We start from the raw sequence: 22542 nt of genomic DNA on the forward strand, positions 1-22542 counted from the left end.
TAGGGCAGGTCGATCGGGAGGCACCGCGTGTCGGACGCAGGGGAGCAAGGGAGCGGCGGACAGTCGCGCGGCTGGGCACGGCGGCTGTGCGGCTACGCCTGGCGCTACCGGCGCAACGTGCTGCTGGCGCTCGGCTCGTCGCTCGCGGGAATGGCGGTGATGGCCCTCGTCCCGCTGGTCACCAAGGTGATCATCGACGACGTGGTCGTCGACCACACCCGGTCCCTGGCCGTCTGGACCGGTCTGCTGATCGTCGCGGCCGCGCTCGTGTACGTCTCCACCTACATCCGCCGCTACTACGGCGGCCGGCTCGCGCTGGACGTCCAGCACGACCTGCGGACCGAGATGTACGGGACGATCACCCGCCTCGACGGCAGACGCCAGGACGAGCTCTCCACCGGGCAGGTCGTCGGCCGCGCCACCAGCGACCTCCAGCTGATCCAGGGCCTGCTGTTCATGCTCCCGATGACCATCGGGAACATCCTGCTCTTCCTCATCTCCCTGGTGATCATGGCGTGGCTGTCGCCGCTGCTGACCCTCGTGGCCGTCGCCGTCGCCCCCGCCCTCTGGTTCATCGCCCGCCGCTCCCGCACCCGCCTCTTCCCGGCCACCTGGTACGCCCAGTCGCAGGCCGCGGCCGTCGCCGGAGTCGTCGACGGGGCCGTCTCGGGCGTCCGCGTCGTCAAGGGGTTCGGACAGGAGGACCAGGAGACCGGCAAGCTGCGCGTGGTCGGGCGGAAGCTCTTCGCCGGCCGGCTGCGCACCATCCGGCTGAACTCCCGCTACACCCCCGCCCTCCAGGCCGTCCCCGCCCTCGGCCAGGTCGCGATGCTGGCCCTCGGCGGCTGGCTCGCCACCCGCGGCGAGATCACCCTGGGCACCTTCGTCGCGTTCTCCACCTACCTCGCCCAGCTCGTCGGCCCGGTCCGGATGCTCGCCATGGTCCTCACCGTGGGGCAGCAGGCCCGCGCCGGGGTGGAGCGCGTACTGGAACTGATCGACACCGAACCGTCCCTCCAGGACGGCACCAAGGAACTCCCCGCCGACGCCCCCGCCAGCGTCGAGTTCGACGACGTGCGGTTCGGCTACGACGAGAAGCGCCCCGTCCTCGACGGCTTCTCGCTGACCATCGAACCCGGCGAGACCGTCGCCGTCGTCGGCGCGTCCGGCAGCGGCAAGTCCACCGTCTCCCTGCTGCTGCCGAGGTTCTACGACGTCACGCACGGCGCCGTCCTGGTCGGCGGACACGACGTCCGCGAACTGACCCTCGACTCGCTGCGGGCCGCCATCGGACTCGTACCGGAGGACAGCTTCCTGTTCTCCGACACCATCCGCGCCAACATCGCCTACGGCCATCCCGGCGCCACCGACGACCAGATCGAGCAGGCCGCCCGCTCCGCCCAGGCCGACCGGTTCATCACCGAACTGCCCGACGGCTACGACACCAAGGTCGGCGAGCACGGGCTCACCCTCTCCGGCGGCCAGCGCCAGCGCGTCGCGCTCGCCCGCGCCATCCTCACCGACCCCCGGCTGCTGCTCCTCGACGACGCCACCTCCGCCGTCGACGCCCGCGTCGAGCACGAGATCCACGAGGCGCTGCGCCAGGTCATGGCCGGCCGCACCACCCTGCTGATCGCCCACCGCCGCTCCACCCTCAACCTCGCCGACCGGATCGCCGTCCTTGAGGACGGCCGGCTCGCCGACATCGGCACCCACGAGGAACTGGAGCGCCGCTCCGCGCTCTACCGGCGCCTGCTCACGGACCCGGACGAGCTGGGCGGCACCTCGCCCGGCCATCTCGCGGCCACCGTCCCGGACCCCGCCGACGACCGCGCGCTCCAGGAGGAGATCGACGCCGAGTTCGACGCCGAGCGCGGCATCACCCCCGAGCTGTGGGTCCGCAAGGAGGAGGCGCGCGAGACCGACGCGGCCGGCACGCCCGCCACCCCCGAGCTCCTCGCCCAGGTCGAAGCCCTGCCCCCGGCGACCGACACCCCGGACGTCGACGAGGCCCGCGCCGTGCACGCCGAGGAGTCCTACGGGCTCCGCCGGCTGCTGCGCGGTTTCGGTCTTCCGCTGCTGGTCAGCCTGGTGCTGGTGGCCGTGGACGCCGGGGCGGGCCTGCTGCTGCCCGTGCTGATCAGGAACGGCATCGACGACGGTGTCACCCAGATGGCACTCGGCGCGGTCTGGGCGGCCTCCGCCTTCGGCCTCGTCGTCGTCCTCGTCCAGTGGGCGGCCCAGATCGGCGAGACCCGGATGACCGGCCGCACCGGCGAGCGGGTGCTCTACTCGCTGCGGCTGAAGATCTTCGCGCAGCTCCAGCGCCTCGGCCTGGACTACTACGAGCGGGAACTGACCGGCCGGATCATGACCCGGATGACGACGGACGTGGACGCCCTGTCCACGTTCCTCCAGACCGGTCTGGTCACGGCCTTCGTCTCCGTCGTCACGTTCTTCGGCATCATGGTCGCGCTGCTGGTCCTCGACGTGGAGCTGGCCCTGGTCGTCTTCGCGACGCTGCCGCTGCTCGTCGTCGGCACGATCTTCTTCCGCCGCAGAAGCGTCAAGGCGTACGAGCTCGCCCGTGAGCGCATCAGCGTCGTCAACGCCGACCTCCAGGAGTCCGTCTCCGGCCTGCGGATCGTGCAGGCCTTCCGCCGCGAACGCGACGGCGCCGACCGGTTCGCCGCGCGCAGCGACCACTACCGCGAGGCCCGGGTCCGCGGCCAGTGGCTGATCTCGGTGTACTTCCCGTTCGTGCAGCTCCTGTCGTCGGTGGCCGCGGCGGCCGTACTGATCGTCGGCGCCGGCCGGGTCGACGACGGCACGCTCACCACGGGCGCGCTGGTGGCCTACCTGCTCTACATCGACCTGTTCTTCGCGCCCGTGCAGCAGCTCTCGCAGGTCTTCGACGGCTACCAGCAGGCCACCGTCTCCCTCGGCCGCATCCAGGAACTCCTCCAGGAGCCGACGTCCACCGCCGACCAGGACCAAGCGCTGGACGTGCCGTCGCTGCGCGGCGACATCGCCTTCGAGGACGTGTCCTTCGCGTACGGCGGCGAGGAGGCGGCGCTCACCGGCGTCGACCTGCGCATCCCGGCCGGGCAGACGGTCGCGTTCGTCGGCGAGACCGGGGCGGGCAAGTCCACCCTCGTCAAACTCGTCGCCCGCTTCTACGACCCGACGGGCGGCCGGATCACGGCGGACGGCACCGACCTGCGCAGCCTCGGCCTCACCGCGTACCGGCACCGGCTCGGGGTCGTGCCGCAGGAGGCCTACCTGTTCGCGGGCACGGTGCGCGACGCCATCGCGTACGGGCGGCCGGAGGCCACCGACGCCGAGGTGGAGGCCGCGGCCCGGGCGGTCGGCGCGCACGACATGATCGCCACCCTGGAGGGCGGCTACCTCCACGAGGTCGCCGAACGGGGCCGCAACCTCTCGGCCGGCCAGCGCCAGCTGATCGCGCTCGCCCGCGCCGAACTCGTCGACCCGGACATCCTCCTGCTCGACGAGGCCACCGCGTCCCTGGACCTCGCCAGCGAGGCCCTGGTCAACCAGGCGACCGACCGCCTCGCGGGCCGGCGCACCACCCTCGTCGTCGCCCACCGCCTCACCACCGCCGCCCGCGCCGACCGGGTCGTGGTGATGGACCACGGCCGGGTCGTCGAGGACGGCACCCACGACGAACTCCTCGCCCGCGACGGGCACTACGCGGTGCTGTGGCGCACCTTCATAGGGGAGGACGAGCCCGCCGGGGTCTGAAACGGACCGGGTGCGGGGCCGCCTCCGCGCCTCGCCGGCGCCCGCCGTACGGAACGCGGAGCGCGTCGGGTGCAACCTCTGGATGGCCTCCGGCGTCGTAGGCACGTACACGTGTGTGCGTCCAGACATCCGACAGGGGTACGGACGTTCGATGAGGCGATGGGGCTGCTGGTGACCAGAGGGACCGAAGGACATGGCGGGCGCACAGGTCGCGGGGTCGCGTTCCGCCTGCTCGCCCTCGCGCTGACGACCGCCCTCGGCCTCGTCGTCGGCGGCGTGGAGGCGAGCAGCGCCGACGCCGCCTCGGTGTGTGCCGGGCGGCCCGCGAAGACGGTCAGGTTCGCGACGGGCGAGCTGCGCGTCTACCGGACCCGCGCCTACGCCTGCGCCACCGCCGTCGCGAAGGCGCCCGGCAAGCGCCGCCGGATGTCCGTACAGATCCAGCCCCGCGGCGGCCGCCCCGTCGTGGACACCGGCAGCTTCACCCAGCAGGCCGGACCGGTGACCGTCCACGCGCTGAACCGCTGCGTCCGGGCCTCCGGCACCGTCGCCGGGAGGACCGGCACCACGAGCTGGATCCTGTGCTGACCGGGTGAGGCGCACGAACGCCCGGCCCACAGGGTCTGGTGGTACGGGTACCGCCCCGCTAGGTTCACGACGTCTGTTGTGAATCATGGGGAGGGTGCATGCGTAAGGCGCTCAGAGGGTTCCTGTCGCTCGCGGTGCTCATCGGCACAGTGAGTGCGACGGGTGCTTCGGCCGGAGCGGCCACCGCCGCTGAACCGGCCGCGGTCCGGTCCGCCGTCAGCGACAGCGGTACGAGCACGGACATCAAGGACCGCATCCTGGCCATCCCGGGAATGAGTCTGATACAGGAGAAGCCCTACGCGGGATACCGCTACTTCGTACTCGAATACACCCAGCCGGTCGACCACCGGCACCCGTCCAAGGGCACGTTCCAGCAGCGCATCACCCTGCTGCACAAGGACACCTCGCGCCCGACGGTCTTCTACACCAGCGGCTACAACGTCTCCACCAACCCCAGCCGCTCGGAGCCGACCCGGATCGTCGACGGCAACCAGGTCTCGCTGGAGTACCGGTTCTTCACCCCGTCGCGACCGTCGCCCGCCGACTGGTCCAAGCTCGACATCTGGCAGGCCGCCAGTGACCAGCACCGGGTCTTCACCGCGCTGAAGCGGATCTACTCCAAGAACTGGCTGACCACCGGCGGTTCCAAGGGCGGCATGACCGCCACGTACTTCGAGCGCTTCTACCCGAACGACATGGACGGGGTCGTCGCCTACGTCGCGCCCAACGACGTGGTGAACAAGGAGGACTCGGCGTACGACCGCTTCTTCGCGAACGTCGGCACCGAGGAGTGCCGCGACCGGCTGGAGGGCGTGCAGCGCGAGGCGCTGGTCCGCCGGGAGCCGCTGGAGGAGAAGTACGCGCGGTACGCCGCGGACAACGGCTACACCTTCACCACCGTCGGCACCCTGGACAAGGCCTACGAGGCCGTGGTCATGGACTACGTCTGGGCGTACTGGCAGTACAGCCTGCTCGCCGACTGCGACTCGATCCCGGCCGACGCCAAGAACGCCACCGACCAGGCGATCTGGGACTCGGTCGACTCGATCTCCGGCTTCTCCGCCTACGCGGACCAGGGGCTGGCGAACTACACGCCGTACTACTACCAGGCGGGCACCCAGCTCGGCTCGCCCGACATCGCGCAGCCCTGGCTCGGCGACCTCAGCCGCTACGGCTACCAGCCGCCGCGCAACTTCGTCCCGAGCTCCATCCCGATGAGGTTCCAGCCCTCGGTGATGCGCGACGTCGACACCTGGGTGAAGCACCACGCCCACCACATGCTGTACGTGTACGGGCAGAACGACCCGTGGGGCGCCGAGCGCTTCCGGCTCGGCGCGGGCGCCCGTGACAGCTACGTCTTCACGGTGCCCGGCGGCAACCACGGCTCGAACGTCGCCGGTCTGGCGCCGGCCGAGAACGCCACGGCCACCGCGGCCATCCTGCGCTGGGCGGGCGTCGCCCCCGCCGCCGTCCAGGCGGACCCGGCGAAGGCGAAGCCGCTCGCGCAGTTCGACGCGCGGCTCGACAAGAAGGACCTGACGACCGAGCACCGGCTCGGCACCAGGCGCCCGTAGCGGAACCCCGCACCGGCGGCCGCCGTCAGGCCGGCCGCCGGTGCGGGAACCTCTAGTACGTCAGCCCGTAGCCCACCGGGTACAGCACCTGCGAGGGATCGTCCGCACGCTGCACCGGCACCGGAAGCTTCCCCTCCGGTGCGGCCCGGCCCGCGATCACCCGGGCGGCCGCCCGCAGTTCGACATCGGTCCACGAGTACGAGGCCAGGCTCGCCGCGTATCCGGTCCCGGCCAGCCGGGCGATGTCGTACGGGTTGCGGATCGCGACCGTGATCACCGGGACCCCGGTCGCCGCCAGCTCGCTCACCAGGGTCCGCTGCGAACTGGTCGCCGAGACGTTGTACGTCCCCACGATCACCGCGTCCTTGCCCCGCGCCGCCGCCACCGCCGCGTCGATGGCGGCCCGGGTCGGGGCGGTGCCGGTGGACAGGGCCGTGGCCGCGTACCCCAGCTCGTCGAACGCCTCGGCCAGCGTGGTCGTCGGCGGCCCCGTCGTACCGGACGGGGAGGCCGGGTCGGCCCCCACCACGAGCAGGTTCTTGTGCGAGCGCCGCGACAGCGGCAGCAGGGCGCCGGGGTTGTCCAGCAGCGTCGTGGTGTGCTCGGCGATCCGGTCGGCGGCGGCGAGGTGCGAGCGGGTGCCGACGGTGCGGTCCACCCCGCGGTGGCTGACGAACGGATCGTCGAACAGCCCCAGCTTCGTCTTCAGCCGCAGGATGCGCAGGATCGATTCGTCGAGCCGCGCCTCGCTGACCTCACCGCTCTTGACGGCCGCCAGGAGGGCGTTCCAGGACACCGCCAGGCTCGGCGGGTTGAGCAACTGGTCGACGCCCGCCTGCAGCGCCAGCACCGGCACCCGCTCGTCGCCGTACTTCGTCCGCACGCCCTCCATGCCGAGCGAGTCGGTGACCACGACGCCGTCGTAGCCGAGCTCCTCGCGCAGGATGCCGGTGAGGATGGGCTTGGACAGGGTCGCCGGGTCCTCCGCCGGGTCGAGCGCCGGCACCACGATGTGCGCCGTCATGATCGAGTCGATGCCCGCGGCGATCGCCGCCCGGAACGGCGGCTCGTCCAGCTCGGCCCACTGCGCGCGGGTGTGGTTGATCACCGGGAGCCCGGTGTGGCTGTCGGTGCTGGTGTCCCCGTGACCGGGGAAGTGCTTGGCCGTGGAGGCGATGCCGGAGCTCTGGTACCCCTTCACCTGGGCGGCGACCATCCCGGCCACGGACTGCGGGTCCGAGCCGAAGGAGCGGACGCCGATCACCGGGTTGGCCGGGTTGACGTTGACGTCCGCGTCGGGGGCGTAGTTCTGGCGGATGCCGATCGCGGCCAGTTCGGCGCCCGCGATCTGCCCCGCCCGGCGCGCGTCGGACCGCGAACCGCCCGCGCCCAGCGCCATCGCACCCGGCATCAGGGTGGCCGGCTCGCCCACCCGGCAGACGATGCCGTGCTCCTGGTCGGTGGAGATGAGGAGCGGCAGGCGTGAGGGCCCCGCCAGACCGGCCCGCTGGATGCCGTTGGAGAGATCGGCGATCTGGTGCGGGTCACGGGTGTTGTGCGCCCAGGCGAAGTAGATGATGCCGCCCACGTGGTACTTGGCGATCATCTCGGCGGCGGTGCGCACCCCGATCTCGGCGAGGTTGGCGTCGATGTCCGCCTGGTCGGGGTCGGTCGCGGAGTGCCCGTAGACCCGCATGACGAAGAGCTGGCCGACCTTCTCCTCCAGGCTCATCCGGGAGATGAGCCGCTTCAGCCGCTGCGTGGTGGCGGCGGAGGTGTGGCTGCTGCGTGCGGACGTCTGGGCGGCGACGGCGCCGGGGGCGACTGCCATGCCCGCGGCCGCCGCGACAGCGGTGGCCGCGGTGGCGGTGAGGAGGGTGCGTCTGGAGGTGCGGTCGTGCACGTGAGCTCCTTCGGCCGTACTCGGTGACGAGGGGGTGGTGAAAGAAACTTCCAAGGATCACGGATATCCAGAAAATAACTTCCGGTCAAGGGTGCGGACCGTTTTGAGCGCGCCCCCGACCCGAAACCGGTCCGGGGCGGAGGGGGTGGACGGGGTGCGCTCGGGGCGGGGGAGCCGACCGCTGACCGGCGAGTCGAAGGGTCCCGGGACGGCGATGGAATACTCGTGATTTTCGTGAGGCGAGGCGGCGGAGTGAGGCGAGGCGGCGGAGTCATGAGTGAGCGGTCGGATCTGGAGGCCTTGGCGGCGGCGCTCGACGCGTACGAGCCGCCGCCGGCCGAGTGGACGGACGAGTTGTGGGACCTGTACGAGCGCGCGGAGGCCGAACAGCATGTGCTGCGCGTCAGACCGGACCACTGGACGGACGAGCTGTGGGAGCAGTACCGGAGCACCGAGGTCCCTGAACCGCATGCGCCGCTGACTCAGGCGCAGCAAGAGCTCTTCGCGCAGGAGCGTGACCGGGAACGCCGGGCTTCCGCGCTGCGGCATCTGCTGGAAACCCTGGGGGAGCGACGGGAAAAGACCGGGTTGCGGGAACCCGCGCAGGCCGCCGACCTGGCTGAACGTTGGGTGAGGGCGGGCTTGCCGGCCCTCCCTGGGGCGCGCTTGTTGTACGAACTCGGCGCACCGCACGGTGAGGCGGCGCTGCTACGGCTCGTGGTCGATGACACGCTGGACCGTGGCGACCGGCAGATTGTCCGCGCATGGCTCATGGTGCTGCGCAAGCCGCGCAACCACGCGCTGGGCCGACAGCCCCAGGAGGGCGAGACACCTCTGCTGCCACCGGCGGTACGCAGCCTGGCCGATGCCTGGGGAATGGACGGCCGGTGGCCGCCCCGGACCGAGATGAACCGGGAGAGCGTCGCCGCTGTCCGCGCCGCCCTGGAAGCGCTCCTCCCGGCCCGGCGGCCGGCTGTATCCGAGCCACCGCCCGAGATGGTGGGAGCGGGGGACGAGGAACCGGAGGAGAGGCCCGGCTGGATCGACGTGAGAACCCTGGTGCGGGACATCGTGCCGCACCCGCGGACCGTCACCCGGGAGCGTATGGCCGAAGTGCGCCGTGAGGCTGAACGCATGGGCCTGGAAACCTACGGCGACTTCGCCGGGCGGTGGACGACGCGCATCGGCGCGTGGCTCGCCGGTCAGATGTTCTCCTGGCTCTGCGCAGCGAGGAGGGAGCCGGCCGACTTCGCTCCCTGGGGTGTGGACCTCGCGGAGCAGTACGTGCTCCGCGGATTCGCCGCCGAGGACGCCGGGCGCTTCCTGGACCTCTCCACGGACATCGCCCCGCGCAGCGTGGCCGCGCTTGATCGCCTCAAGGAGTCGGGAGGGAACTGAGGGACGTCACCGCAGCCCCGCGCCCGCCCCGTGGGCCTGAAGGGCCGAGACCGCCGCCGTGATCGCCGGCCGCCGCGCCGCGTCCGTACGCCACAGCGCGTACAGCCGCCGCACCGGCACGGGATCGATCCGCACCGCCACGACCCCGTCCGGCAGCGGCCCGCGTCCCAGTCGCGGGATCATCGCGACCCCGAGACCGGCGGCGAGCAGGGCCAGTTGGGTGTGGTTCTCCTCGGCCTGGTGGCGGATGTCCGGCTCGTACCCCGCCGTGCGCAGCGTGCGTACGAGCCAGTCGTGGCAGACCGTCCCCGGCGGCTGGCAGATCCACCGCTCCCGCGCCAGCTCCTCGCGCCGCACCCCGTCCCGTCCCGCCAGCCGGTGGCCGGCGGGCACCAGCAGATCGCACCGGTCGTCCCCGATCACCGCCTGCGCCACGCCCTCCGGAGCCGGCAGCGGGGCGATGTCCCAGTCGTGCGCGACGGCCAGGTCGATCACGCCCTTGGCCACCAGGTCCACCGAGAGGTGCGGATCGACCTCGGTCAGCCTCACGTCCAGGTCCGGGTGCTCGCGGTCCAGCTCCGCCAGCACCCCGGGCAGCAGCCCGCGCGCCGCCGACGCGAACGCGCCGATCGACAGCCGCCCCGTCGGCAGCCCCCGGCGCTCCTCCAGCGAGGTCTCGGCGCGCTCCACGATCGCCAGCAACTCCTGGGCGGTGGCGGCCAGCCGGACCGCCTCCTCGGTCAGCGCGACACCGCGGCCGCGACGCTCCAGCAGCGTCGTGCGGGTCTCCCGCTCCAGTTTGGTGATCTGCTGCGAGACCGCCGAAGGGGTGTAGCCGAGCGCGGCCGCCGCACGCGCGACGGAACCGTGGACGGAGATGGCGTGCAGGGCGCGCAGCCGGGCGAGATCGAGCACCGGAGCCTCCGAGGTCCCGTCGATTCATTAGCAACGCTCAATTCCACCATGAAGGAATCCGCGCTGGTGCTACATGGTCCGCGCACGCGATCCTCGGTGCATGCGTCCCCTCCACATCGCCCTGGCCGTCCTGGTGGCCGCTCTCTGGGGTGTCAACTTCGTCGTCATCGAGCTCGGGCTCGACCACTTCCCGCCGCTGCTCTTCTCCGCCCTCCGCTTCCTGGTCGCGGCGTTGCCCGCCGTCTTCTTCGTCGGGCCGCCCAAGGTCGCCTGGAAGTGGATCGCAGGGGTCGGGCTGGCCCTGGGAGTGGCCAAGTTCGGGCTGCTCTTCATCGGCATGGACCGGGGGATGGGCGCCGGACTCTCCTCCCTGGTCCTCCAGGTGCAGGCGGTCTTCACCGCGCTCCTCGCCGCGCTCGTGCTCGGTGAACGGCCGGGCAGGGTACGGCTGCTGGGGATGGCGGTGGCGCTCGCCGGAATCGGCGTGGCCGCCGTCGACGAGGGGGCGAGCGGGCCCGTGCTCGCCTTCGTCCTGGTGATCGCGGCGGCGGCCTGCTGGGGCGTGTCGAACGTCCTGACCCGCAGGGCTGCCCCGCCCGACTCCCTGAACTTCATGGTGTGGGTCTCGACCGTGCCCGTCCTGCCGCTCCTCGGCCTCTCCCTGCTCTTCGAGGGCTGGGACCGCGACCGGGAGGCGCTCGCCGCGCTCGACTGGAGCGGCGCCGGAATCATCGTGTACGTCGCCTGGGTCGTCACGATCTTCGGCTTCGGGGCCTGGGGCTTCCTGCTGAGCCGCTACCAGGCCTCGTCCGTCGCCCCGTTCACGCTGCTCGTGCCGGTCTTCGGGATGTCCTCGGCCGCGCTGCTGCTCGACGAGTCGGTGAGTCCGCTGCGGTGGTGCGCGGCGGCGCTGCTGGTGGGCGGGGTGGCGCTGACCTCGTTCGCGGGGGCGCGGCGGGCCCGCGTGCCCGCCCCCGAGCCGGCCCCGGTCTGAGGGGCCGGCTCCCGGGCCGCCCTACTGCTTCGGCGCGCCCAGCCGCAGCAGGTGCTCGCGCCCCGCGCTCAGCATTCCCGGCAGTTCAGCCGCCTGCGGGTACCAGCGCTTCTCGTACTCCCAGCACACCCAGGTGTCCGCGTCCAGCGTGTCCAGGCAGGCCCGCAGGGGCAGCACGCCCGCGCCCAGGGCCACGGGCGTGGTGTCCTCGGCCGAGACGATGTCCTTCACCTGGACGTAGCCCAGGTGCGGGGCCAGCACCGCATGGCTCGCCACCGGCTCCTCGCCCGCCAGCCAGGTGTGCATGACGTCCCACAGCGCGCCGATGCTCCCGTGCCCCACCGTGCCGGCCACCCGGGCCACGTCGACCCCCGCGCGGTGCGAGTCGTGGGTCTCCAGCAGGACGCGCACGCCCATGTCGGCGGCGTACGGGGCAACGGCGGCCAGCCTGCGGGCGGCGGTCGCGTCGGCCGTGGCGGGGTCCTGGTCGCCGCCGCCGGGGAAGACCCGGACGTGGGGCGCGCCCAGGTCGCGGGCCAGCTCGATCAGCCCGGCGAGCTCGTCCAGCACGGGCTGGTCGTCCCCCTCGGCGGCGGTCCGCACGTAACCGGCCGCGGTCAGGATCTCGACGCCGCCCCGCTTGAACTCGTCGGCCACCCCGGCCCGCTCGGACTTCGACAGCCCGGGGTGCACCGGCTCCTCGGGGTGGGCGCGCAGCTCCACCCCCTGATAGCCGTGCTCGGAGGCCAGCCGGACGACCTCGGATACCGACAGCCCCGGCACCCCGAGGGTGGAGAAAGCGAGCTTCACGTGCGTGTCCCTTCCTTCGGTACGTGCCGCAGCTTACGAGGGGCCGGCGCGGCGTCGGCCCGGGGCACGTCCGCCGCCTACCCGGACCTGGGCCGATTCACCCCGGGGCGCTGCCGTCGAGCCGCGCACCATCAGGTCCGCGGCGATCGTCGCGATGCCGCCGGGCGGCGGGGCCTCCTTGCCCGTCGCCAGCCGGCCCGCCCGGGCCCCCGCCTCGACGAGCGGCAGCCGTACGGTCGTCAGGGCCGGGACCGCGTCCACCGAGAACGGCAGGTCGTCGAAACCGGCCACCGAGATGTCCTCGGGGATGCGCAGGCCGCGGTCACGGATCGCCGCGGCGGCGCCCAGGGCGACCGTGTCGTTGGCCGCGACGACGGCCGTGATCTCCGGTTCGCGGCGCAGGAGTTCGAGCGTGGCGTCGTAGCCGGAGCGGCGGTCGTAGGAGCCGTGCACGGTGAGCCGCTCCTCGTCGCCCACGAGCCCCACGGCCTTCATCGCGTCGCGGTGGCCCTCCAGCCGGTGCCGGGTGGTGGTCCGCTCCACCGGGCCCGCGACGTAGCCGATGTCGCGGTGGCCCAGCGAGAGCAGGTGCTCGGTGAGGCGCCGGCCGCCGCCGCGGTTGTCGAAGGCCAGCGCGGCCAGCACGGAGGTGTTGTCGGGCAGCGGGGGGCGCCCGCACAGCACCACCCGGGTCCCGGCGTCCGCGAGTCTCGCCAGCTTCGCGGACATCGCGGCCTGGTGGGCCGGGTCCTCGACCGCGCCCCCGGTGAGGACGACGGCGGCGGCGCGCTGGCGCTGGAGGAGGGTCAGGTAGGTGAGCTCGCGTTCCGGGGAGCCGCCGGTGTTGCAGACGATCGCGAGCTTCTCGCCGCCCGCCCGGCCGGAGCCGTCGCCCGGACCGCCGATCTCCGTCTGGGCCGCGCCCGCCATGATCCCGAAGAACGGGTCGGCGATGTCGTTGACCAGGATCCCGATCAGGTCGGACGTGGCCGCCGCGAGCGAGCTCGCGGGCCCGTTGAGCACGTAGTCCAGGTCGTCCACCGCACGCAGGACCCGCTCCCGAGTGGACGCCGCCACCGGGTAGTTGCCGTTCAGCACGCGGGAGACGGTGGCCGGGGACACCCGGGCGCGAGCCGCCACGTCCGCCAGGGTGACTGTCATCGCATTCCTCCGAGGAGTGATGAGGGGGGAGAAGACCAATCAGCGCGCCCCCTCTTGTCCAGGCCGCTGTCGGCAGGCTAGCGTCATACCGCATAGAAAGCGCTTGCTACGGCTGTATGGAGGAACTTCGTGACACGCAGGACAGTGCGCATCGCCATGAACGGCGTCACGGGTCGCATGGGATACCGGCAGCACCTGGTGCGCTCGGTCCTCGCGATCCGCGAGCAGGGCGGCCTCGACCTCGGCGACGGTGACGTGCTGTGGCCCGAGCCGGTCCTCGTCGGCCGCCGTGCCCACGCGCTGGAGTCACTCGCCGAGCAGCACGGCCTGACCGAGTGGTCGACCGACCTGGACGCGGTCCTCGCCGACGACACCATCGACATCTACTTCGACGCCCAGGTCACCTCGGCCCGCGTCGAGGCGATCAAGAAGGCCATCGCGGCGGGCAAGCACATCTACACCGAGAAGCCCACCGCCACCGACGTCGAGGGCGCCCTCGACCTCGCCCGCCTCGCCCGGGACGCCGGCATCAAGCACGGCGTCGTCCAGGACAAGATCTTCCTGCCGGGGCTCATGAAGCTGAAGCGCCTCATCGACGGCGGCTTCTTCGGCGAGATCCTCTCCGTACGCGGCGAGTTCGGCTACTGGGTCTTCGAGGGGGACTGGCAGGAGGCGCAGCGCCCCTCGTGGAACTACCGCGCGGAGGACGGCGGCGGCATCGTCGTCGACATGTTCCCGCACTGGGAGTACGTGCTCCACGAGCTGTTCGGCCGGGTCACCACCGTCCAGGCGCACGTCCAGACGCACATCCCCGAGCGCTGGGACGAGCAAGGAAAGCCGTACGCCGCGACCGCGGACGACGCCGCGTACGGCATCTTCCAGCTGGAGGGCGGCGCGGTCGCCCAGATCAACTCCTCCTGGACGGTCCGCGTCAACCGCGACGAACTCGTCGAGTTCCAGGTCGACGGCACCCACGGCTCCGCCGTCGCGGGTCTGCGCAACTGCCGCGTCCAGCACCGCTCGGCCACCCCGAAGCCGGTCTGGAACCCCGACCTCCCGGTCACCGAGTCCTTCCGCGACCAGTGGCAGGAGGTCCCGGACAACGCGGTCTTCGACAACGGCTTCAAGGCGCAGTGGGAGCTGTTCCTCCGCCACATCGTGCTCGACGAGCCCTACACCTGGGACCTGATGGCCGGCGCCCGCGGCGTCCAGCTCGCCGAGCTCGGCCTCAAGTCCTCCGCCGAAGGCCGCCGCTTCGACGTCCCGGAGCTGAGCCTGTGATGCCGCGCCCCACCCCCGTCGCACCGGAGCGGACCCCATGACCATCCACCTCCCGCAGGGACCGTACGAGCCCCGCACCACCCCGCTCGACCTCGCGCCCGGCGGAGCGCCCCTGGCCTCCCGCACGGTCTTCTCCGCCGCCCACGTCGTCGCCGACCCGTACGCCGACATCAGCCCCGACTCCCCGGCCGCCGTCGACTGGGACGCCACCCTCGCCTTCCGCCGCCACCTCTGGTCGCACGGCCTGGGCGTCGCCGAGGCCATGGACACCGCCCAGCGCGGCATGGGCCTGGACTGGGCAGGAGCCGCCGAGCTGATCCGCCGCTCGGCCGCCGAGGCCAAGACCGTGGGCGGCCGCATCGCCTGCGGCGTCGGCACCGACCAGCTCCCCGCCGGCCCGGCCACCCTCGCCGAGGTGCGGTCCGCGTACGAGGAACAGCTCGCCCTCGTCGAGGAGAGCGGCGCCCAGGCCATCCTGATGGCCTCCCGCGCCCTCGCCGCCGCGGCGAAGAGCCCGCAGGACTACCTGGAGACGTACGCGCACCTGCTGCGCCAGGCCACCGAACCGGTCGTGCTGCACTGGCTGGGCCCGATGTTCGACCCGGCCCTGGACGGCTACTGGGGCTCCACCGACCTGGACGAGGCCACCGACACCTTCCTCCAGGTCATCGCCGAACACCCCGACAAGGTCGACGGCATCAAGATGTCCCTGCTCGACGCGGAGCGCGAGACCGACGTCCGCCGCCGGCTGCCCTCCGGGGTCCGCTGCTACACGGGGGACGACTTCAACTACCCCGAGCTGATCGCCGGCGACGACCGCGGCTTCAGCCACGCGCTGCTCGGCATCTTCGACCCCCTCGGCCCGCTGGCCGCGCACGCGGTACGGGTCCTCGACACGGGCGACACCAAGGGGTTCCGCGAACTGCTCGACCCGACCGTCGAGTTGTCCCGCCACCTCTTCCAGGCGCCCACCCGCTACTACAAGACGGGCGTGGTGTTCCTCGCCTGGCTGGGGGGCCACCAGGACCACTTCACGATGGTGGGCGGCCTGCAGTCGGCCCGCTCCCTGCCGCACCTGGCGAAGGCGTACGAACTCGCGGACCGCCTCGGCCTGTTCCCCGACCCGGACCTGGCCGAGTCCCGGATGCGCGCGCTGCTCACGGTCAACGGAGGCCCCCGATGAGTGACGGCCGTCTCTCCATCAACCAGGAGACCATCAAGCAGTGGTCGCTGCCCGAACTCGCCGAGGGCTGCGTGAAGGCGGGCATCGACAAGGTCGGCCTGTGGCGGGCCCCCGTCCAGGAGTACGGCGTCGAGGCCACGGCCCGCCTCCTCTCCGACGCGGGCCTGTCCGTCACCAGCCTCTGCCGGGGCGGCTTCCTCACCGCGCTCGATGCGGCCGAGCGGGCCCGCGCCCTGGACGACAACCGCGCGGCCCTCGACGAGGCGGCGGGCCTGTCCACGGACACGCTGGTCCTGGTCTCGGGCGGCCTCCCCAAGGGCAGCAAGGACCTGTACGGCGCCCGCGAGCGCATCGCGGACGCGCTGGCCGAACTGGCCCCGTACGCGGCCGAACGCGGTGTGCGCCTGGCCATCGAACCGCTGCACCCGATGTTCGCCTCGGACCGCTGCGTGGTCTCCACCCTGTCCCAGGCCCTGGACATCGCGGAACGCTTCCCGGCCGACCAGGTCGGCGTGGTCGTCGACACGTACCACCTGTGGTGGGACGACCAGGCGCCCGCCCAGATCGCCCGCGCGGGCGCGGCCGGCCGCATCCACTCCTTCCAGCTCGCCGACTGGATCACCCCCCTCCCGGCGGGCGTCCTGCTGGGCCGGGGTCAACTGGGCGACGGCAGCGTGGACTTCCGCGCCTTCCGGACGGCGGTCGAGGCCACCGGCTTCGACGGCCCCGTCGAGGTGGAGATCTTCAACGAGGACCTGTGGGCGCGTGACGGCGCCGAGGTCCTGGCCGAGGTCGCCGCCCGGTACGCGGAGCACGCCTGCTGAGCCGGTGACCAGGCCCTCACCGGGCTGCCGGCCGCCGAGGCAAAGAGATGGCCAAGACGTGCAACCCCTGGGCACCCTGACGGGTCATCTCTTCGCCGGACGCTTCCGGGGGGTATCCGGGGGGATGGGGAAGCCACGGCCGAGGGGGACAGCGAGGGGGGTCCGGTCGAGAGACCGGGCCCCGTTTCGCCGTACCCGGGAAGCCGCCCGGGCGGAGCATCCGGCGTTCAGGCGGTGGATGCGGAGCGTCCGGGCGAAGGGCGCCGTGCGACGAAGACGAACTCCAGGCCCGGCCTGTCAGGTGCGTCGCGTACGTCCTCCACCACGAAACCCCGCGCGGTCAGGTCCCTCTCGACCTCCTGCCGCTCGCGGAAACGCACCGTCGAATCCGACGTGAGCACCTGCCCGTCCACCGCGAACGCGTAGGTCCAGCGGAACGACACCAGCGGCCCGTCCACCTCCACCACGTCGACCCAGCTCTCGACCGCGCCGGACCCCGGGACCTCCGTCACGCTGTACGACGCCTCTCGCGTCCACTCCTCCCAGGCCCGCCTCGCCGGGACACGGGTCTCGAACACCAGGCGTCCCCCGGGCCGCAGGGCCCCGTACGCCGCCCGGAGAGTCGTCCGCCATTCCCGCGCATCGACGATCGCCTGGGCCACGTTCGCCGTCATGGTCGCGAGATCCGCCTGGAGCGGCAGCACCGCGGCGCAGTCCCCGTCGACCCACCGGACCCGCTCGCCCCCTGGTTTGGCCCGAGCCACCTCGACGGAGGCCCGGGCGGGGTCGACGCCGACGACATCCACCCCACGCCCGGCCAGCAGCAACGCCAATACCCCGGTCCCGCAACCGATGTCCAGCACGCGCCGCGCGCCGAACTCCTCGGCCATCCGGAGGTAGGCGTCGAGATCACCACGGTCCGGCTCCAGCGCGTCGTACAGCGCGGCCAGCCGCGGGTCCTGGAAGCACGCGTCCGTCATGGGGGCGAAGGTATGCGGACGCGGACAGGACCCGCCACCGGATTCGGGGGCACCGCAGCGGCCCACCGGTTGTCAGCCCCGCCCGGTACCGTCACGGGCATGTCCACCATGTCCTCCACGACGTCGTCCACGCCGAACATGGCCGTCCTGGAAGGCGTACTCGAGCGCATCACGTACGCCAACGAGGAGAACGGTTACACCGTCGCGCGCGTGGACACCGGGCGGGGGAGCAACGACCTGCTCACCGTCGTCGGGTCGCTGCTCGGCGCGCAGCCCGGGGAGTCGCTGCGGATGGAGGGGCGCTGGAGCTCCCACGCGCAGTACGGCAAGCAGTTCACCGTCGAGAACTACACGACCATCCTCCCCGCCACGATCCAGGGCATCCGCCGCTACCTCGGCTCCGGGCTGATCAAGGGCATCGGTCCCGTCATGGCCGACCGGATCACCACCCACTTCGGCGTGGACACCCTCGACATCATCGAGCAGCAGCCGAAACGGCTCGTCGAGGTCCCCGGGCTCGGGCCGAAGCGGACGAAGATGATCGCCGCCGCCTGGGAGGAGCAGAAGGCGATCAAGGAGGTCATGGTCTTCCTCCAGAGCGTCGGCGTCTCGACGTCCATCGCCGTCCGCATCTACAAGAAGTACGAGGACGCCTCGATCTCCGTCGTGAAGAACCAGCCCTACCGGCTGGCCGCCGACGTCTGGGGCATCGGCTTCCTCACCGCGGACCGGATCGCCCAGGCCGTCGGCATTCCGCACGACAGCCCGGAGCGGGTCAAGGCGGGGTTGCAGTACGCCCTGTCGCAGTCCAGCGATCAGGGGCACTGCTTCCTGCCCGAGGAGCGGCTCATCGCGGACGCGGTCAAGCTCCTTCAGGTCGACACCGGGCTCGTCATCGAGTGCCTGGCCGGGCTGGCCGCGGAGCCGGAGGGCGTCGTACGGGAGAAGGTGCCCTCGCCCGAGGGCGGTGAGCCGGTCACGGCCGTCTATCTGGTGCCCTTCCACCGGGCCGAGATCGCCCTCGCCGCGCAGGTGCGGCGGCTGCTGCGGACCCCCGAGGAGCGGATGCCGGCCTTCCGCGACGTGGACTGGGACGCGGCGCTGAAGTGGCTCGCCGGGCGTACGGGGGCGAAGCTGGCGCCCGAGCAGGAGGCCGCCGTGCGGCTCGCGCTCAGCCGGAAGGTGGCCGTGCTGACCGGGGGGCCCGGCTGCGGCAAGTCGTTCACCGTGCGGTCGATCGTGGAGCTGGCCCGGGCGAAGAAGGCGAAAGTCGTGCTGGCCGCGCCCACCGGGCGGGCGGCGAAGCGGCTCGCCGAGCTGACCGGAGCCGAGGCCTCCACCGTGCACCGGCTGCTGGAACTCAAGCCGGGCGGCGACGCCGCGTACGACCGGGACCGTCCGCTGGACGCCGATCTCGTCGTCGTGGACGAGGCGTCCATGCTCGACCTGCTGCTCGCCAACAAGCTGGTCAAGGCCGTGGCGCCCGGGGCCCATCTCCTGCTGGTCGGCGATGTGGACCAGCTGCCCTCGGTCGGTGCGGGGGAGGTGCTGCGGGACCTGCTCGCCGACGGCGGGCCCGTCCCCGCGGTCCGGCTGACCACCATCTTCCGCCAGGCCCAGCAGTCCGGCGTCGTCACCAACGCCCACCGGATCAACTCCGGCGTACCGCCCCTCACCCAGGGGCTCAGCGACTTCTTCCTCTTCGTGGAGGACGAGACGGAGGACGCCGGGGTGCTCGCGGTGGACGTGGCGGCCCGTCGCATCCCGGCCAAGTTCGGGCTGAATCCGCGCCGGGACGTGCAGGTGCTCGCCCCGATGCACCGCGGCCCGGCCGGGGCCGGTCATCTCAACGGGCTGCTCCAGCAGGCGATCACCCCGGGACGCCCCGGTCTGCCCGAGAAGCGGTTCGGCGGCCGGGTGTTCCGCGTCGGCGACAAGGTCACCCAGATCCGCAACAACTACGACAAGGGGGAGAACGGTGTCTTCAACGGGACCGTCGGTGTCGTCACCGCTCTCGACCTGGACGAACAGAAGCTGAGCGTGCTGACGGACGAGGACGAGGAGATCTCCTACGACTTCGACGAGCTCGACGAGCTGTCCCACGCGTACGCCATGACGATCCATCGGTCCCAGGGCAGCGAGTACCCGGCCGTCGTCATCCCCGTGACGAAGAGCGCCTGGATGATGCTCCAGCGAAACCTGCTGTACACGGCCGTGACGAGGGCCAAGAAGCTCGTCGTGCTGGTCGGCTCGCGCCAGGCGATCGGCCAGGCGGTCCGCACGGTTTCCGCGGGAAGACGCTGTACGGCGCTCGATTACCGGTTGTCAGGAGGCTCGGGGGGAGGATCCCCCGAAAAAATGATCGATCAAAACGGTGGGAAACATCACGCGGCCCTTCCGGAACCGGAGTCAAGGGGGCAGGATGAGTAAGTTCGCGGCACTCAGTGCCGCGAGTAGGTCCAATGGACGACCCCGAGTGCACTCTCCTGAGCCAAATGGGGGAGGGTGGAGACAGTCAGGGAACCTCGAAGAAGAGGCACTACGTCGGTGAGGGATGACGTGAGCGAGCACACCAACAACGCTGTGGTACTGCGGTACGGCGATGACGAGTACACCTACCCGGTGATCGACAGCACCGTCGGCGACAAGGGCTTCGACATCGGGAAGCTCCGGGCGAACACCGGCCTGGTGACGCTGGACAGCGGATACGGCAACACCGCTGCCTATAAATCGGCCATCACCTACCTGGATGGCGAGCAGGGCATCCTGCGGTACCGCGGCTACCCGATCGAGCAGCTCGCCGAGCAGTCGACGTTCCTTGAGGTCGCGTACACGCTCATCAACGGTGAGCTTCCGAAGGTCGACGAGCTGTCGGCCTTCAAGAACGAGATCACCCAGCACACGCTGCTGCACGAGGACGTCAAGCGGTTCTTCGACGGCTTCCCCCGTGACGCCCACCCGATGGCCATGCTGTCCTCGGTCGTCAGCGCGCTGTCCACGTTCTACCAGGACAGCCACAACCCGTTCGACGAGGAGCAGCGTCACCTCTCGACGATCCGGCTGCTGGCCAAGCTTCCGACCATCGCGGCGTACGCGTACAAGAAGTCGATCGGTCACCCGTTCGTCTACCCGCGCAACGACCTCGGCTACGTCGAGAACTTCCTGCGTATGACCTTCTCGGTCCCCGCCCAGGAGTACGTGCCGGACCCGGTCGTCGTCTCGGCGCTGGAGAAGCTGCTCATCCTGCACGCGGACCACGAGCAGAACTGCTCGACCTCCACCGTGCGTCTGGTCGGTTCCTCGCAGGCGAACATGTTCGCCTCGATCTCCGCCGGCATCTCGGCCCTGTGGGGTCCCCTGCACGGTGGTGCCAACCAGTCGGTGCTGGAGATGCTCGAGGGCATCCAGGCCAACGGCGGCGACGTCGACAGCTTCATCCAGAAGGTGAAGAACAAGGAGGACGGCGTCCGCCTGATGGGCTTCGGCCACCGGGTGTACAAGTCCTTCGACCCGCGCGCCAAGATCATCAAGGCCGCGGCCCACGACGTCCTGTCCTCGCTCGGCAAGTCCGACGAGCTGCTCGACATCGCGCTCAAGCTGGAGGAGCACGCGCTCTCCGACGAGTACTTCGTCTCGCGCAACCTCTACCCCAACGTGGACTTCTACACCGGTCTGATCTACCGGGCCATGGGCTTCCCGAGCGAGATGTTCACCGTGCTCTTCGCCATCGGCCGGCTGCCGGGCTGGATCGCCCAGTGGCACGAGATGATCAAGGAGCCGGGTTCCCGCATCGGCCGCCCGCGCCAGATCTACACCGGCGAGGTCCTGCGCGACTTCGTCCCGGTCGAGGGCCGCTGACCCCGGATCACCCCCGCACCACCCCCGGCCCACGGGCCGGTCGCCTTCGCCCCGACTGCCGCGCTTTCGCACAGAGCGCGGTGTCCGGGGCGATTTGCTTGCCCGGAGCGTGCACGACCCCACCCGCGCGGGAGCGCTCCCGTACGAAAGCGAGAAGCGCCCCGCCGTCGATCCCCCCACGGGCCGACAGCGAGGCGCTTCCCATATCCCGGAGCGGATTCCCCCCACGGGATCCGGCCGGGCGTTCGGTGGGAGCCGAAGCTCCTGGGTTCCTCGGTACTGCTTGGGTCCTGCGCCTCTCCTCGTACCGCCTGCGCGTGCCGCCTGCGGTCCGCCGGGGTACGTACGTAACGGGAGGGCCGCTCAAAGCTCCCCGGTGCACGTGCCCCGGCCAACGCTTGCCCGGAGCGTCCCCCAAGACCCTCCGTCGGACGTCCCCCAAGACATCCTTTGGCATCGCACTCTAAGACTCGCGAACCCACCGAATGGTTACCCCTGAACCGGTGTGATCTAAGTCTCTTTGTGTAAATTACGTGAAGGACCGCAGGCGCAGGCTGTTCGTCACGACGAAGACCGAGGAGAAGGCCATTGCCGCTCCCGCAATCATAGGGTTGAGCAGGCCAAATGCCGCAAGGGGTAGAGCAGCAACGTTGTAACCGAATGCCCAGAAGAGGTTGCCCCTGATGGTGGCCAGGGTGCGCCGGGACAGCCGGATGGCATCGGCTGCCACCTTGAGATCTCCACGAACGAGGGTCAGATCGCTCGCCTCGATCGCGGCGTCCGTGCCCGTCCCCATGGCCAGACCGAGGTCCGCGGTGGCCAGTGCCGCCGCGTCGTTGACCCCGTCCCCGACCATGGCGACCGACCGCCCCTCGCTCTGCAACCGCTCGATGACGTGCGCCTTCTCCTCGGGCAGCACCTCGGCGCGGACCTCGTCGATCCCGACCGCGCGGGCCACCGACTCCGCCACCGCCCGGTTGTCGCCGGTGAGCAGGATCGGTCTCAGGCCGAGCGCGCGGAGGTCGGAGACCGCCGCCGCACTGGTCTCCTTGACCGCGTCGGCGACTTCGATGGCACCGCGTGCCGCGCCGTCCCAGGCGACCGCGATCGCGGTACGGCCCTGGGCGGCCGCCTCCGCCAGCGCGGCGGCCAGCGCGCCGGGGATGTCGATTCCGGCGTCCGTGAGCAGCCGGGGACGTCCCACGAGGACGGTGTGGCCCTCGACGACGCCCTGGACGCCGAGGCCGGGGAGGTTGGTGAAGTCGTCGGGGGTGGGGAGGGGGGCTGTGGTGCGGTCGGTGGCTCCGG

15 protein-coding genes and 1 pseudogene are annotated in these 22542 nt (G+C 71.5%); 10 read left to right on the forward strand and 6 right to left on the reverse strand.

Features of this window, described 5'->3' with window-relative positions; translation table 11 throughout:
* Positions 1-27: 27 nt before the first annotated feature.
* From ABZ454_RS26030 to ABZ454_RS26040, 3 genes are all read left to right on the forward strand, one after another.
* Positions 28-3765, forward strand: coding sequence for an ABC transporter ATP-binding protein (locus ABZ454_RS26030; protein ID WP_359541330.1), 3738 nt, complete (start codon positions 28-30; stop codon positions 3763-3765).
* 159 nt (positions 3766-3924) lie between these two features.
* Positions 3925-4353 (forward strand): hypothetical protein, encoded by a 429-nt coding sequence (locus ABZ454_RS26035; protein ID WP_359541333.1) that lies wholly within the window; start codon positions 3925-3927, stop codon positions 4351-4353.
* Between the two features lie 98 nt (positions 4354-4451).
* The gene (locus ABZ454_RS26040) at positions 4452-5927 is read left to right on the forward strand and encodes a S28 family serine protease (RefSeq protein ID WP_356324940.1); all 1476 of its coding nucleotides are present in this window, start codon (positions 4452-4454) and stop codon (positions 5925-5927) included.
* 52 nt (positions 5928-5979) lie between these two features.
* Here the strand turns inward: ABZ454_RS26040 and ABZ454_RS26045 are convergent, their stop codons facing one another.
* The gene (locus ABZ454_RS26045) at positions 5980-7830 is read right to left on the reverse strand and encodes a glycoside hydrolase family 3 protein (protein ID WP_359541337.1); all 1851 of its coding nucleotides are present in this window, start codon (positions 7828-7830) and stop codon (positions 5980-5982) included.
* Positions 7831-8103: 273 nt separating this feature from the next.
* Between ABZ454_RS26045 and ABZ454_RS26050 the strand changes: the two genes are divergently transcribed.
* Positions 8104-9228 carry a hypothetical protein gene (locus tag ABZ454_RS26050; protein WP_359541339.1) on the forward strand — a complete coding sequence of 375 codons (1125 nt, stop codon included), beginning with the start codon at positions 8104-8106 and terminating at the stop codon, positions 9226-9228.
* A 6-nt stretch (positions 9229-9234) separates the two neighbouring features.
* Here ABZ454_RS26050 and ABZ454_RS26055 read toward each other — a convergent pair whose 3' ends face one another.
* Positions 9235-10143 carry a LysR substrate-binding domain-containing protein gene (locus ABZ454_RS26055; RefSeq protein WP_359541341.1) on the reverse strand — a complete coding sequence of 303 codons (909 nt, stop codon included), beginning with the start codon at positions 10141-10143 and terminating at the stop codon, positions 9235-9237.
* A 100-nt stretch (positions 10144-10243) separates the two neighbouring features.
* Between ABZ454_RS26055 and ABZ454_RS26060 the strand changes: the two genes are divergently transcribed.
* Complete coding sequence (locus tag ABZ454_RS26060; RefSeq protein ID WP_359541343.1) at positions 10244-11137, forward strand: EamA family transporter; 894 nt, start codon at positions 10244-10246, stop codon at positions 11135-11137.
* A 21-nt stretch (positions 11138-11158) separates the two neighbouring features.
* On the opposite strand, the gene ABZ454_RS26065 is transcribed toward ABZ454_RS26060, so the two are convergent.
* Together ABZ454_RS26065 and ABZ454_RS26070 are read right to left on the reverse strand one after the other, a co-directional pair.
* Positions 11159-11947 (reverse strand): sugar phosphate isomerase/epimerase family protein, encoded by a 789-nt coding sequence (locus ABZ454_RS26065; RefSeq protein ID WP_359541345.1) that lies wholly within the window; start codon positions 11945-11947, stop codon positions 11159-11161.
* 99 nt (positions 11948-12046) lie between these two features.
* Positions 12047-13108 (reverse strand): annotated as a pseudogene (locus ABZ454_RS26070) (LacI family DNA-binding transcriptional regulator); the annotation flags it as partial.
* A gap of 129 nt (positions 13109-13237) precedes the next feature.
* On the opposite strand from ABZ454_RS26070, the gene ABZ454_RS26075 reads away from it, so the two are divergent.
* The 3 genes from ABZ454_RS26075 to ABZ454_RS26085 are packed head-to-tail and all read left to right on the forward strand — an operon-like array spanning position 13238 to position 16396.
* Entirely contained in the window at positions 13238-14389 is a 1152-nt protein-coding gene (locus tag ABZ454_RS26075; RefSeq protein ID WP_359541348.1) for a Gfo/Idh/MocA family oxidoreductase, read from the forward strand.
* 37 nt (positions 14390-14426) lie between these two features.
* Positions 14427-15572 (forward strand): dihydrodipicolinate synthase family protein, encoded by a 1146-nt coding sequence (locus ABZ454_RS26080; RefSeq protein WP_359541350.1) that lies wholly within the window; start codon positions 14427-14429, stop codon positions 15570-15572.
* Positions 15569-16396: a sugar phosphate isomerase/epimerase family protein gene (locus ABZ454_RS26085; protein WP_359541353.1), complete on the forward strand. Its 828-nt coding sequence runs from the start codon at positions 15569-15571 to the stop codon at positions 16394-16396. Before ABZ454_RS26080 ends, ABZ454_RS26085 begins: the two co-directional genes overlap by 4 nt.
* 227 nt (positions 16397-16623) lie before the next feature.
* On the opposite strand, the gene ABZ454_RS26090 is transcribed toward ABZ454_RS26085, so the two are convergent.
* On the reverse strand, positions 16624-17376 hold the full coding sequence (locus ABZ454_RS26090) for a class I SAM-dependent methyltransferase (protein ID WP_359541355.1): 753 nt from the start codon (positions 17374-17376) through the stop codon (positions 16624-16626).
* Positions 17377-17484: 108 nt separating this feature from the next.
* On the opposite strand from ABZ454_RS26090, the gene ABZ454_RS26095 reads away from it, so the two are divergent.
* Positions 17485-19806, forward strand: coding sequence for an ATP-dependent RecD-like DNA helicase (locus ABZ454_RS26095; protein WP_359541379.1), 2322 nt, complete (start codon positions 17485-17487; stop codon positions 19804-19806).
* Positions 19807-19935: 129 nt separating this feature from the next.
* Entirely contained in the window at positions 19936-21234 is a 1299-nt protein-coding gene (locus ABZ454_RS26100; RefSeq protein WP_356324972.1) for a citrate synthase, read from the forward strand.
* 529 nt (positions 21235-21763) lie between these two features.
* Here ABZ454_RS26100 and ABZ454_RS26105 read toward each other — a convergent pair.
* The coding region (locus ABZ454_RS26105) for an HAD-IC family P-type ATPase (RefSeq protein WP_359541358.1) at positions 21764-22542 on the reverse strand (779 nt) is incomplete at its 5' end.

Origin of the sequence: Streptomyces sp. NPDC005803, assembly GCF_040630435.1 — a bacterium.
GTDB lineage: Bacteria > Actinomycetota > Actinomycetes > Streptomycetales > Streptomycetaceae > Streptomyces.

Bases quoted from the DNA above. Each gene is read 5' to 3' on its own strand.
- ABZ454_RS26090 (WP_359541355.1), bottom strand. From the start codon at position 17,376: ATGACGGACGCGTGCTTCCAGGACCCGCGGCTGGCCGCGCTGTACGAC.
- ABZ454_RS26095 (WP_359541379.1), top strand. From the start codon at position 17,485: ATGTCCTCCACGACGTCGTCCACGCCGAACATGGCCGTCCTGGAAGGC.
- ABZ454_RS26050 (WP_359541339.1), top strand. From the start codon at position 8,104: ATGAGTGAGCGGTCGGATCTGGAGGCCTTGGCGGCGGCGCTCGACGCG.
- ABZ454_RS26035 (WP_359541333.1), top strand. From the start codon at position 3,925: ATGGGGCTGCTGGTGACCAGAGGGACCGAAGGACATGGCGGGCGCACA.
- ABZ454_RS26060 (WP_359541343.1), top strand. From the start codon at position 10,244: ATGCGTCCCCTCCACATCGCCCTGGCCGTCCTGGTGGCCGCTCTCTGG.
- ABZ454_RS26080 (WP_359541350.1), top strand. From the start codon at position 14,427: ATGACCATCCACCTCCCGCAGGGACCGTACGAGCCCCGCACCACCCCG.
- ABZ454_RS26040 (WP_356324940.1), top strand. From the start codon at position 4,452: ATGCGTAAGGCGCTCAGAGGGTTCCTGTCGCTCGCGGTGCTCATCGGC.
- ABZ454_RS26085 (WP_359541353.1), top strand. From the start codon at position 15,569: ATGAGTGACGGCCGTCTCTCCATCAACCAGGAGACCATCAAGCAGTGG.